We start from the raw sequence: 12,321 nt of genomic DNA on the forward strand, positions 1-12,321 counted from the left end.
GCCCGTCAGCGGTCGAAACGCCGGGCCAGGCCGTGCAACGACTCCGCCTGGCTTAGCAACAACTGGCTGCTCTGGGCGCCTTCCCGTGCGCTGTCGGCGTTGCGCGACGAGAGCTGGGCGATGCGTTCGATCTGCTGGCTGATGTCGTTGGCGACCTGGGTCTGCTCCTCGGTGGCCACGGCCATCTGCTGGCTCATGCCGGAGATCGCCGCCACCGAGGCGGCGATGCCCTGTAGCGCTTCGCGTACCACTCCTACGTCCGCGGCGCAGGTATGGGCGAGCTGCACGCCCTGGCTCGACATTTCAACCGTGCGCTGGGTGCTCTGGCGCAGCCCGGCGATCAACTGGCGGATCTGCTCGGTGGATTGTTGGGTCCGCAGGGCCAGCGAGCGCACCTCGTCGGCGACCACCGCGAAGCCGCGGCCCTGCTCGCCGGCGCGGGCGGCCTCGATGGCGGCATTGAGCGCCAGCAGGTTGGTCTGTTCAGCGATGGCGTTGATCACTTCGACCACTCCGCCGATCGAGTCGCTGGCCTCGGCCAGCCGGGCGATGGCGTCGCCGATGCCCTGCACCGAAGTGCTCAACTGGCCCATGGATTGGAGATTGCGCTCGGCCATTTCCTGGCCACCGTCAGCCAGCCCGCTGGCCTCGGCTGCCGACTCGGCGGTGAGATGTACATGGCTGGCGATTTCCTGGACAGTGGCCACCATTTCGCAGATTGCCGTGGCCGCCTGGTCGGTCTCGTTGCGCTGGGTTTCCAGCGATTCGGCGTCCCGCTGCACCCGTGCGGCATAGTCCATGGCGGTGGCCTCCACCTGCTGGCCGGCCATGCCGATACGCAGCAGCGCCGTGTGCAGGCGGGCGTTGTGGCCGTGCAGGGCCAGTGCGGCCAGCGCCGTCGGGCCATCGCCATCGCTGTAGTTGCCGGCCGACAGGGCGCTGTTGCAGGCCGAGGGCTGTCCTTCGAGCAGTTCGCGCATGGCCTGGTGCTGACGGCGGGCCTGCCACAGGTGCAGTCCCGGCAACGGCAGCGTGGCCAGTGCGGCGAGAACGGGCGGGGCGCCCGCGGCAAGGGCCAGGCCAAGGGTTACCAGGCTGCACAGCGCAGTAGGCATCCAGCGATCCAGCGTACCCGGCGCCAGTTGCGGGCGCCGCCGTGCGCCACCGAGCCGGCGATACAGGCGGCTGGCTCGGTCGATCTGCCCGGCATCGGCGCGGCGCGCCATGGCGCCGTAGCCGACGTGCCGGTCGCCATCGAATACCCGCATGATGTAGAGATCGATCCAGAAGCCGCTGCCGTCGCGCCGGCGGTTCTTCACCACCCCCGCCCAAGGGCGCCCGGCGCGCAGCGATCGCCAGAGGTCGGCGACTACGGCGTCGGGTGTTTCCGGGTGGCGCAGGATCGAGCAGGGCTGGCCGAGCAGGGCGCTGCGGTTGAAGCCGCTGGCCTCGACCAGGGCGTCGTTGCACAGGTTCAGCACGCCGTCGAGGTCGGTGCGAAAGATGATCGGGCCGGCCTGGTCGGTAGCCGTGGGTATTGCGGTAGTGGACATGGGAAGGCGCCTTGGGGTCGGAACGACGGCCGGCGTCTCCGCCAGTCAGGTCTGGGCGGCTCGATTAGACCTGCCCGTGCCGGGGCGTGATATCCGCTTTTTCAGGCTTCGCTATCCGCAAAGTGGATGGGTCGGAGCCGCCCGGAAACGGGCGCGCTGCACCCTTTTGGCCCCGTTTCGTAGCGCCCATTGCCGCTTCCGTTACCTTCGGTTACCCCAGGGCCGGTGGCCGGGACGGGTAAAACCTCCGAGTCGCTCGCCAGCAGGCGTCGGGTGAAGGGCAATCGGAGGTTCTTATCCGCTTAATGCAGCTTCGCTATCCGAAAAACGAGCGCTGCGGCACGATGGTATGGCGATTGCCTCGTCAGTTGTCACGTGCCGTCAGAGCGCGACCGTTCTTAGCCTTGCAGGTACAACTCTCATGAATGCGAACAGCCAGATCGGGTATCACGATATCCATGCCGACCACCATGACCTGACGGGGGCGCACTCGTGGATGCAGAACATTTGCGGACCACACCGGCTCAAGGTCAGCGCGCCGAGCCACATCCACTTTCGTCACATGGGCCGGGTGTTGCGCTCGTCCACACTCGGCTATATCGAATATGGCACCGACGTCACCGTCGGCATCGAGGATGCCAACTACCTCAACAGCTACAGCCTCAGCCTGCCACTGCAGGGCGAGCAGGAACATCGCCGGAAGGGCGAGCTGGTGTACTCGGATCAGGACAACGGGGTGATCGTCTCGCCGCACGAGAGCCAGGAGCTGGCCATGACCGGCGAGTGCCGCAAGCTGCAGGTGGCCATCTCGCGGCGGGCAATGCGCAGCACACTCGAGAGCATGCTGCATCGTTCGGCGGACCAGCCGCTGCATTTCGAGACGCGGATGGATGCGGTCAACGGTCCTAGCGGGGCCTGGTGGCGGATGGTCAAGCACTTCCTGATGGAAATGCAGCACACCGGCGAGCTGTTCAGCCAGCCGATGCTCTCGACCGACATGGAGACCCTGCTGATCAAGGGCCTGATCCTCGCGCAGCCCAACAACTACAGCGCCGAGCTGAACCGCACCTGCCAGGTGAGGTTGCCCCATTACCTGATCCGCGCCCAGGAGTTCATCCACGCCCATGCGCGGGAAGAACTGCACCTGGAAGACATCGAGATCGCCGCCGGCATCTCACGCTTCAAGCTGTTCGAGGGCTTCAAGCGGCACTTCGGGATGGCGCCCATGGCTTACCTGAAAAAGTATCGGCTGACGGCGGTGCGCCAGGAAATCCTCGAAGACCGCTCGGCCCGCAATATCTCCGAAATCGCCATGGGCTGGGGCTTCACCCATCTGGGTCGCTTTTCCACCGAGTACCGCAAGCTGTTCGACGAAACCCCGAGCACGACCTTGCAGCGTAACGAAGCCCGTCGCAATCGCGCCTTCTGAGCGGAGGATCTGCCATGACTGCCATGCAGAGCCTCACGGCGGCGGGCCTGGACCTGTCCGGGCTGTGCCGCGAACCGGTGTTCACCAGCCGCTGCCGAGCCGAAAGCCATCAGCTGCTGGCTCGGGAGCTGGTCGAGCATGACCTGAGCTGGCGCCAGGGCGCGGTGGACACTGCGTTCTTTCGCGCCGCCATCGGCCGCTGCGACCTGTTCGTGCTGCGCTACGGGGCCGAGGTGGAAGTGCGCCCGCAGCCCTTCAACGACTTCGTGCTCATGCAGCTGCCCCTGCGCGGCAGCGCCTCGCTGCTCTGTGACGGGGTCGCGCTGGAGGCCCGGCCGGGCCAGCTCAGCGTCCTGGCACCGAGGCACGAGGCGCGGCTGGTGTGGCGTCGTGGTTGCGAGCAGTTGTTGGTCAAGGTACCGCGCAGCCTGCTGCAACCGGCCCGCGCCCGACTGCTGGATGAAGGCGCCCTGACGGCTGACGTCGACCTGCCACCGCTGTTTCAGCTCGAAGGCCGCCAGGGCGCCCGCGGGCTGCGTCTGCTGGGGGAACTGCTGGACCAGCTGCCCGGCACCGGGGACGAGGAAAATCCGCTTTGGCGGCGTCATCTGGAAGAGAGTCTGTCGATGTTCTTGCTCACCCATCAGCCAGCCATGCCCCGGGTGGGCAAGGGGCCGGTGGTGTCCCGCTCGCTGGCGGAGCGACAGCTACGCCGCCAGGTGGATAAAGTGGAAACGGTGATACAGGCGCAGCTGACCGCAGCCGTCTCCTTGCGCGAGCTGGCCGCCGCATGTGGCATGAGCGTGCGCAGCCTGAGCAACCTCTGTCAGCGTTGCCATGGCCAGTCGCCGATGGAACGGCTGCGCAACTTGCGCCTCGACGCCGCCCGCGAACGCCTGCTCGCCTCGCGGGACCTGAGCGTGACCGAGGTGGCTCTGGATTACGGGTTCACCCATCTGGGCCGCTTCGCCGGGTATTACCGAGAGCGCTTCGGGGAGTTGCCGCGGGAGACCTGAGCGGTGTGGTCGGGTTCGCCTCGGCGGACCCGGCCTGTGGAATGCCTGCCGAAGCTACGGCGCCTCAGCTGCCGCCGCCCGCACCGCCCGCTCCGCCGGCGCCTGGTCCGGCGCCCGGGGTGCCGCCCTGGGTGCCTGCGGGGCCGGCGCGGTCGCTACCGGTACTGCCGTGGTCTCCATGGGAATCCTGGTCATCGCTACCTTCGGACTCGTGCTGCATACCGGTGCTGATGCCGGTATCGGTGTCGGCGGTGGGCTCGCCCTGGTAGGTGGGGGTGGTGGTGTCGGTGCCAGTGGTGTTGCCGGTGGTCCCGGTGCCTTCCGCCGCGAACGCGGAGGAAGCGAGCAGGCCGGTGAATACGAATGCAGCAAGCTTGGTCGTTTGCATGGCGATATCCCGATTCTGATGGCTACCCCGTTATTGGCAGCACCGGGCCAGAGGGGTTGCGCCGTCTCGATCAACGGTCGATGAGCACCGGCGTTCCTCCGTTGCAGAGGAGCGCCTGTGCTCCGGCAGACGCGGGAGGATCAGTTTCCTTCGCTGCTCTGCCAGCGTGCCATCAGGGTGTTGGAGGGCAGCGTCTCGTCCAGCAGCTTCCTGGCCGTTTCGACCCCGGCCACCGGCAGCCCGGTGGGGTCCAGCAGGCCGATCTGCACCAGCACACTGGCCTGGTCCCAGTAGATGTGCTCGTGGTAGAGCTTGTCCCCGCGGAACTTGACCACCCCGAGCATCGGGATTTCCACGTATTTCCCGGTGGGCGCGACACCCGGCAGCATCCAGTCGATCTCGGTGCTGTGGGTGAAGCACATGACGAACTCGTCGACCACTTGCGAGGAGCCCACGGTGCGCGAGATGGGCACCAGTTTCATGTCCGGCGGATTGCCATGGACGAAATGGTGTTGATAGAAGCGGCTCAGTTCCTTGTAGCCGACCCCGCCGGTCATGGTGGGAATGTGGTTGACGTAGGGCTCGGCGACCATGGTGGCCATGGTGGCGGGCACGTCGCGGGTGGCGAACTCATGTTCGATGTGCTTTTCCCAGAGCGCGGAGAGGTCGTGGTCCGGACCGATTTCACGCTTCAGCGCGGCGATGGTCCGCTCATGGGCCATCAGCGCGGCGGGCTTGTCGTAGTGCATGCCGCCGACCCGGGCAAAGGCATGGTCGACGCCCGGATAGGTGTAGAGCTCGATCCCCGGCCGTCCGCCCAGGGCCTCGCTGATCCGCGCCCGGGTGTCGGCGTCGCAGTACCCATCCTGCTCGGCGAAATGCAGCACCAGCCGGCCCTTGATGTTATCTGCCTCATCCAGGTACTGGTCGATGCCCATGCCGTAATAGCCCACCGAGGTGGCGGCCTTGGTGCGGGTGGCGGTGAGGTAGGCCAGCTTGCCGCCCATGCAGAAGCCCACATAGCCGAGGCCCGCGTCTTCCACTTCAGGCAGGCCGCGCAGGGCAGTGAAGCTGGCGTCGATGTCTTCCACCGCCTTGTCCACGTCCATGCGTTGGAACAGGTCGATGGCCTTGGCGAAGTCCTGTTCGCTGTAGCCCAGTTCGATGCCAGGCTCCAGGCGCCAGAACAGGTCGGGCACCAGGGCTACGTAGCCTTCCTCGGCATAGAGGTCGGCGACGGCGCGCATGTTGGCATTGATGCCGAAGATTTCCTGGCCGATCACCACGCCGGGGCCGCGCCCGCTGGCTGGCAGCGCCAGGTAACCGGAGAAGCTGCCGCTGCCATCGGTGGCGCGGATGTCGATCATCTTGCTCATCATCATCTCCTGGGACTGTCTAGAACCGCTTGGAAGGTTGTCTGTCACTGATCGTTGCCGAGCCGCTCGAACCAGATGCGCGGAGCGATGCCCTGGTCCGGTCCGAGTATCGAGAAGCCGCCATCCACCGGGATGTCGACCCCGGTGATCCAGGACGCGGCCTCGCTGCACAGAAAGCACACCGCGTTGCCGATCTCTTCACCGCGGCCGACCCGGCCGAGCGGATGGAAGTGGGCGCCCACGCGATCGGCCAGGGCCTGGTCGCCGCCGGAAAACCGGGCCACCGAGGGCGACCAGGTCCAGGCCGGTGAGACACAGACCACGCGGATACCCTGTTCTGCCAGGGTGACCGCGAAGCTCTTGGTCAGCTGGATCAGGCCGGCCTTGGAGGCAGGGTAGATCGCCCGGCCGGCGGCGCCGAACTTGCCGCCAGTGCTGCCGATGTTGATCACGGTGCCGCCCCTGGGCATCTGCGCACAAGCCTTCTGGGTAAAGATGGCCGCCGAGATCAGGTTGACGTTGAGGGTCTGGAACCACTGCTCGCGGCTGGAGGCGAGCCCCTGATCCTCATAGATACAGGCATTGTTGACCAGGATGTCCAGCCGTCCGAACGCCGCCAGGGTTTCCTCGATGCACTGCTCGATGTCCTCGTCCAGCTCGACGTTGCATGGGCAGAAGCGGCAACCCTCGCCGAGCTCGGCGGCCAGGGCCATGCCGGTCTCGCGGTTGCGGCCGAGCAGCATCACCCGGGCGCCAGCGGCCAGCAGTCGGCGGGCGATGTCGGTGCCCAGGCCCTGGGTACTGCCGGTGACGATGGCGACCTTGCCGGCCAGGCTGTAGAAGTCATTCATTGCAGGGTCTCCAGGGCGCTGCGCACGTCGCCGATCTCGGCGATCAGGCGCATGCTATCCAGCGAGGCGTGATGGGCGGCGGGGCTGGCCGAGGCGCAGGCATCGGCGGCGACGGTGACCTCGAAGCCGCAATCCACCGCATGGCGCACGGTGCTTTCCACCACCGAATGGGTGGCCACCCCGGCGATCAGCAACCGCTCGGCCTTCAGGGCGCGCAGCAGGATGTCCAGCGGCGTGCCGTAGAAGGCGTTGATCCGCGAATGCTTGACCACGTACTCGTCGGGGCTCTCCGCTTTAGGGGCCAGCGGTTCGTAGAACTCCGCGCCCCAGCTGCCTTCCTGCACCGCGCCGATGGCGGCCACGGCCTTGAGGATCGGCGCGTTCTGGATCAGGTCGGCATAGTCCGGGCGATAGGCCACCCGGACATGGATGATTGGCCAGCCGCGTTGCCGTGCGCCACCGAGCAGTGCCGCGGCGGCGTCCAGCACGCGCTGGCGGGCCGGGTCCTCGGCAGCCAGGCCCACGCGGATGCGCCCGTCCGGGTGCAGCACATCGTTCTGGTAGTGCAGGGCGAGGACGGCGGGCCGGCTCATCAGACGAACACCTCCAGGTTGGCGAAGATGTCGTTGCAGTTGATCAGGTCGACCCGCTTGAGCGCGATCTTCCAGCCGCCACCGGGTTGTTCGGCCAGCTTGTAGGTGTAGCGGCCGGCCAGCTGGCGCTGGTCCAGGCGCCATTCGCTGACCTGGAAGGTGGCGCTCACCACCAGATGGCCCACCGCGTCGCGGCCCTCGATGGCCACGTTGCCCACCAGATGTGCGGTGCGGGTCACCGGTTGCTGCGACCAGTTGCGGGCGTTCTCCACCCGGCGGATGCGCACCTCGCGCAGCATGCGGCCTTCCCAGAACAGCGAGATGTGCTCGAAGGGGTTGTCCTGTTCGTGGGCCTGGGGCACCCAGTACATGCCTTCGTCGGTGAACAGCGCGTCCCATTCCCAGAAACGGCGCTCGTCCAGCAGACGGGCCTCGCGAAAAATGAACTGCTCCACGTCCTTCAGCAGTTCATGGCTGGTCTGGATCGGTTGCAGGTCGCGGGTGCTGACGTCGAAGCGGCGATCAGGCTGCATGGGTGCTCTCCTTGGCGATCAGGGTGGCGGTCATGAAATGCTTCCAGGCGGCGAACTGGTTGCGCATCGGCAGTTCACTGGTGCCGTTGGTGGAGACCGCACCATCGGGCAGTTCGGTGTCGCTGCCGGCGTAGCGGTGCATGCTGATCCAGTCACCGCCGCGGGTCAGGTTGCCTTCCTGGCAGCGGGCATAGACTTCCACGTCGTCGGGCATCACGTTGGAGGAGGGTGAGTTGATCACATTGGCGTAGGTGAGGGCGCGGTCGAACACCTCGTCGGGGGCACCCTTGAGGCGGAAGGTCTGGATCTCCACCAGGGTGCGGTCCACCGAGACCGGGCGGATCACCCGGAACTGCTGGAACACCGTATGCGGCGAGCCGCTGCCGTAGATCACCGTGTTGTGGCGGTTCATGCCGAGGATTTCCCGGGCACGGTCTTCGCCATGGGCCTCGCTGAGAGCCTGGAAATGCGCGCGCGACACCGGGTCGCGAGTGGCGGCGGCCGGGTCGAAGATGCCTTCCATGTAGCCATGGCCGTTGTGGTAGGCGCGCAGTTCGAGCTTTTCCCAGAAGTCGTAGGGCTCGCCGTTGCCGTCCATGATCAGCAGTTCGAAGGGCATTTCGCCGATGGCGCTGGCTTCGCTGCGGGCAGCCTCGAAGGACGACTCATGGGTCACCCGGGCGTGCATGGTGTCGTGCAGATTCTCGTAGAACACCTTCCAGTTGGAACGCTGCATGACCCGGAACACCCCGCCGGCGACTTCCACTTCGCCCACCGGCGAGCGGTCGCAGAGGTTGTCGATGGAGCTGATCACTCCACCGAGGAATGTCTTCAGGTCCGGGCCGTGGGCGGCCTGGCTGGCAAAGACGAAGCCCCGGTAGCTTTCCACCCGGGCCACGCTGACCATCTGGAAGTCCGGGTGCCTGGGGTCGTAGCAGGTGCCTTCGAAGCCGCTTTTCAGCGGTGCCGAAAGGTGTTCGCCGTCGAGCCTGAAGGTCCAGGCGTGGTAGGGGCAGCGGAAGAACTTGCCGACGTTGCCGTCGCCATCGGCCACCAGCTTGGCGCCCTTGTGCGGGCAGCGGTTGTAGAGCACGTTGACCTGCTTGTTGGCGCCGCGGACCATGATCACGTCCTGATCGCCGAGGCGGGTGGTGTGGTAGTCGCCGACGTTCTTCACTTGGCTGTCATGGCCAACGTAAATCCACGCCTGGCCATAGATGCGTTCCATTTCCAGCTGGAACAGCACCGGGTCGGTGTAGACGCTCTTGTGCACGCTGTCGCCCCGCACCAGCGCGGCGATGTCTTGGTTCGATGGAATCATCGGTTCTTCCCTCGTCACAGATCGAGCACCAGGCGGCCGCCGCGGGCGCGGGACACGCAGGTGCAGAAACTCCCCGAGGCGCGGTCGCGCTCGGACAGGCAGATGTCGCGGTGCTCGGCTTCGCCTTCGAGCACCTGGGTCACGCAGACGCCGCAGTCGCCGCGGCGGCAATCGAACAGCGGATCGAGGCCGGCCTCGATCATCACCTCCAGCAGGTTCTGCCCGGCGGGCACCTGCAGGGTCACGCCACTGGCGCGCAGCTCGGCCTCGAAGGCGGTTTCACCCTCGATCTCCAGGCTGCCGGCGAAGAGTTCACTGTGCAGCTGATCCTCGTCCCAGCCGATGCGGCGGGCGGTGTCCAGGACCTCGGTGATCAGCCCCCTGGGGCCACAGACATAGAGGTGGCGGCCGGCGACCGGCTCGGCCAGTACCGCAGCCAGGGGCATGCGGCCGCTGGCCGGCACGGCGCTGATCCAGGTGCGCGCCTCGGGCATTGCGCGCACCTCGTCGAGATAGGCCATCCGAGAGGCTTCGCGGCCGGCGTAGTGCAGGGCGAAGTTGCGGCCTGCCTGGCGCAGGGCCCGGGCCATGCCGAGAATCGGGGTGATGCCGATGCCGCCGGCGATCAGCAGTGCGTGATCGCCCACTTCGGACAGTGGGAAGTGGTTGCGTGGCGCCTCGGCGGTCAGCCGCTGGCCGGGTTCCAGGCCGTGGACCCAGCGCGAACCGCCGCTGCCCCTTTCCTCGAGCTGCACGGCGATCTCGTAGAACTCCCTGCCGGAGAGATTCACCAACGAATAGGCGCGCAGCAACGGCCGCTCGCCGGGCACATGCAGTTCGAGGTGGGCGCCGGGGGCAAAGGAGGGCAGCGCGGAACCGTCTTCGCTCACCAGCAGCAGCCGGCGGATACGGGGCGTCAGGCTGTCGATGCGGTCGACACGCAGGTTAAGGCTGGACATGCTCGTTTCCTGATCAAACCGGTTGGTCTTTGTTCAGGTCACTCTAGGCATGGGCATCAGGGGGAAATAGCCGATATCGGCAAAGCGTCATCCGCTTCTGGCAAGGCGGCCTGGCGACTGGCACGGGCGCTGGGCTAAGCCACGCAAGTGCGGTTGCGGCCGGACTCCTTGGCCTGGTACAGCGCACGGTCGGCGGCCTTGAGCAGGGCGTGCAGGTCGGGGGTGTCGTCGTTCAGCTGGACGATGCCGATGGACACGGTGCAGCGCAACGTCTGGCCATTGCCGGCCTCGACCACGCGCTCGGCCATGGCCAGGCGCAGGCGTTCGGCCACCTGCTGTGCCTGTTCCCGTGGGGTATTGGGCAAGAGCACGACGAATTCCTCGCCGCCGAAGCGCGCCAGTTCGTCGATCTCGCGCAGCTGCGAACGTGCCGTCACGCTCAATACCTGCAATACCCTGTCGCCCACGTCATGTCCGTGACCGTCGTTGATGAGCTTGAAATGGTCGACGTCCATGGCCAGCATGCACAGCGGCTGCCGATGCCGCCGGGCACGGGAGATTTCCTGCCGCGCGGATTCCTCGAAGTGGCGGCGATTGTGCAGGCCGGTGAGGGCGTCGGTGTGGGCCAGCTCCTGCAGGCGCTCGTTTGCCTGGGACAGCGCGTCTCGGTTCATGTCGTCGAGTACCGAGCGCAAAAAGGTCCGGCGCCGGTCCAGGGTGGTGCTCCAACTGATGAACAGGCTGAAGAAGAGCACTGGAAAGTACACGAGGATGAAGATCTTCATGGCTCCTTCGACCCCACGGTTCAGCCAGGCGCCGCCGACCAGCACCACCAGGGTGATCAGCAGCGACGTCACAAGCGAGGGCAGGAAGCGCACCTGCACGCAGAGGTTGGCGAGCACGATGAACACCAGGGAGGCGTAGAGGTAGTTGCCGGTGGGGTATTCGGTGGTCGCCAGCAGCCCGAACCAGAACATGGCCGAAAACACGATGCAGGACGGCAGGACCAGATCCAGTAACTGAGCATTGCGGCAGCGCCAGAAGATCAGCATGACCGCTGGAAAGAGCAGGCTGAGAAAGGCGGCACGCGCGATCAGCGATCGCCAGCGCAGGTCAGGTAGCACCAGGGCGTCGGCAAAGCCGTACGACAGGAAGGCCAGGTGGGCCAGGATGTTGACCAGCAGCAGGAACCGCCAATAGTGCTTGAGCTGGTACGCGTCATAAGCCTTGCGCAAGTCGCCACGGAGCGGCGCCAGCGGGTGGCGCAGCAGTGCTTCGACGTGGGAGCGTTGCGCGGGCGAAGACATGGGGCGGTCTCGGATGCCGTGCCGGGATCGGGTGGCGGCGACAGTAGCTGGCAGCGCATCCATCGCGTTGTATCGGCATATTGCCATTATCTTGCCGAACCTGGGAGCCGGAAAACCTAAACCGATGAATGGGTAGCGTTTGGCCGACTGGCCAATGCTCGGGGTTTGCCAGCCCGCCCTGCCACAGCTTGCCGTAGGTCGAGTCAGCCATAGCCGTAAACCGACGTGGGTGGGAAGCAGTCACGCCGGAGGCCGGTGGCACCACCGCCACCACCCGGCAGTTCGGTCGGTCGCATGGGGTCATGCGCTTATAGCACTGGAGTCGGTTTCGAATGTTGCGCTGACCCGCTTGACGAAACTATGCAATAGGGGTGGCCATCTTCCCGGCAGGCTTCGAAGAGCCACAGGAAACTTCTCGTAGCAGGTGGCAGGGCTCGCCTTCGCTTGTTTCTAAGATCTGGCGGCAGGAATGAAAGTTGCCGGCAAGTTGTCGGTGCAGAAGCAGGCCTGGCGTGTGAGAGGGAGGGTGGCGGTGGTTGCGGCAGTTATGGAAAAGGCGCCTTTCGGCGCCTCTGGGGGAGTCTTGTGCTTACTGTACCCAACTGTCGACGGCCTCGGCGCCGTACTTTTCCTTCCAGGCCTTGAGTACCTTGTGGTTGCCACCCTTGGTTTCGACCACTTCGCCGGTTTCCGGATTCTTGTAGACCTTGACCTGCCGGGCTCGACGGGTCGCAGCAGGCTGCGCGGCAGCCTTGGGCGCGGCCTGGCGGGGCTTTGGCTCAAGGATGTCGATGATACCCCCCAGGTCCTGTTCATACTGCAGCATGAGGTCGCGAAGTTTCTGCTCGAACTCGATCTCGCGCTTCAGTCCTTCGTCATTCTTGAGTTTCTCAAGCTCCTGCAGCTGCGCGGCGAGTTGTTCTTCGAGCTTCCTGAATTCCGCAAGGCGGGACATGTTGCTGACCTCCATATGTCTGTAGTTCGAATATATGGAA

12 protein-coding genes are annotated in these 12,321 nt (G+C 65.8%); 2 read left to right on the forward strand and 10 right to left on the reverse strand.

All coding sequences use genetic code 11. From position 1 onward, the window contains the following. Positions 1–5: 5 nt before the first annotated feature. A complete protein-coding gene (locus ACFOMF_RS12550; protein ID WP_386365296.1) occupies positions 6–1,553 on the reverse strand; it encodes a methyl-accepting chemotaxis protein in 1,548 nt (515 codons plus the stop codon). 421 nt (positions 1,554–1,974) lie between these two features. Here ACFOMF_RS12550 and ACFOMF_RS12555 point away from each other — a divergent pair, with 421 nt between their 5' ends. Then, a complete protein-coding gene (locus tag ACFOMF_RS12555; protein WP_386365298.1) occupies positions 1,975–2,982 on the forward strand; it encodes an AraC family transcriptional regulator in 1,008 nt (335 codons plus the stop codon). A 14-nt stretch (positions 2,983–2,996) separates the two neighbouring features. Further along, positions 2,997–3,998: an AraC family transcriptional regulator gene (locus ACFOMF_RS12560; protein WP_386365300.1), complete on the forward strand. Its 1,002-nt coding sequence runs from the start codon at positions 2,997–2,999 to the stop codon at positions 3,996–3,998. A gap of 64 nt (positions 3,999–4,062) precedes the next feature. Here ACFOMF_RS12560 and ACFOMF_RS12565 read toward each other — a convergent pair whose 3' ends face one another. The 9 genes from ACFOMF_RS12565 to ACFOMF_RS12605 all read right to left on the reverse strand — a co-directional run bounded on the left by ACFOMF_RS12565 (position 4,063) and on the right by ACFOMF_RS12605 (position 12,281). Then, positions 4,063–4,386, reverse strand: coding sequence for a hypothetical protein (locus tag ACFOMF_RS12565; RefSeq protein ID WP_386365302.1), 324 nt, complete (start codon positions 4,384–4,386; stop codon positions 4,063–4,065). 140 nt (positions 4,387–4,526) lie between these two features. Further along, positions 4,527–5,762: a dienelactone hydrolase family protein gene (locus tag ACFOMF_RS12570; RefSeq protein WP_386365304.1), complete on the reverse strand. Its 1,236-nt coding sequence runs from the start codon at positions 5,760–5,762 to the stop codon at positions 4,527–4,529. A 44-nt stretch (positions 5,763–5,806) separates the two neighbouring features. Then, entirely contained in the window at positions 5,807–6,613 is an 807-nt protein-coding gene (locus tag ACFOMF_RS12575; protein WP_386365306.1) for an SDR family oxidoreductase, read from the reverse strand. Continuing rightward, the gene (locus ACFOMF_RS12580; protein ID WP_386365308.1) at positions 6,610–7,206 is read right to left on the reverse strand and encodes a cysteine hydrolase family protein; all 597 of its coding nucleotides are present in this window, start codon (positions 7,204–7,206) and stop codon (positions 6,610–6,612) included. The genes ACFOMF_RS12575 and ACFOMF_RS12580 overlap by 4 nt, the downstream gene beginning before the upstream one ends. Continuing rightward, on the reverse strand, positions 7,206–7,739 hold the full coding sequence (locus ACFOMF_RS12585) for an aromatic-ring-hydroxylating dioxygenase subunit beta (protein ID WP_386365311.1): 534 nt from the start codon (positions 7,737–7,739) through the stop codon (positions 7,206–7,208). The genes ACFOMF_RS12580 and ACFOMF_RS12585 overlap by 1 nt, the downstream gene beginning before the upstream one ends. Then, on the reverse strand, positions 7,729–9,060 hold the full coding sequence (locus ACFOMF_RS12590; protein WP_386365313.1) for an aromatic ring-hydroxylating dioxygenase subunit alpha: 1,332 nt from the start codon (positions 9,058–9,060) through the stop codon (positions 7,729–7,731). Before ACFOMF_RS12590 ends, ACFOMF_RS12585 begins: the two co-directional genes overlap by 11 nt. A 14-nt stretch (positions 9,061–9,074) precedes the next feature. After that, on the reverse strand, positions 9,075–10,019 hold the full coding sequence (locus ACFOMF_RS12595) for a PDR/VanB family oxidoreductase (protein WP_386365315.1): 945 nt from the start codon (positions 10,017–10,019) through the stop codon (positions 9,075–9,077). 134 nt (positions 10,020–10,153) lie between these two features. Further along, positions 10,154–11,326 (reverse strand): GGDEF domain-containing protein, encoded by a 1,173-nt coding sequence (locus ACFOMF_RS12600; RefSeq protein ID WP_386365317.1) that lies wholly within the window; start codon positions 11,324–11,326, stop codon positions 10,154–10,156. A 589-nt stretch (positions 11,327–11,915) separates the two neighbouring features. After that, complete coding sequence (locus ACFOMF_RS12605; RefSeq protein ID WP_386365320.1) at positions 11,916–12,281, reverse strand: histone-like nucleoid-structuring protein, MvaT/MvaU family; 366 nt, start codon at positions 12,279–12,281, stop codon at positions 11,916–11,918. Positions 12,282–12,321: the final 40 nt, after the last annotated feature.

Source organism: Stutzerimonas tarimensis, from assembly GCF_042648805.1.
Taxonomy (GTDB): Bacteria; Pseudomonadota; Gammaproteobacteria; order Pseudomonadales; family Pseudomonadaceae; genus Azomonas; species Azomonas tarimensis.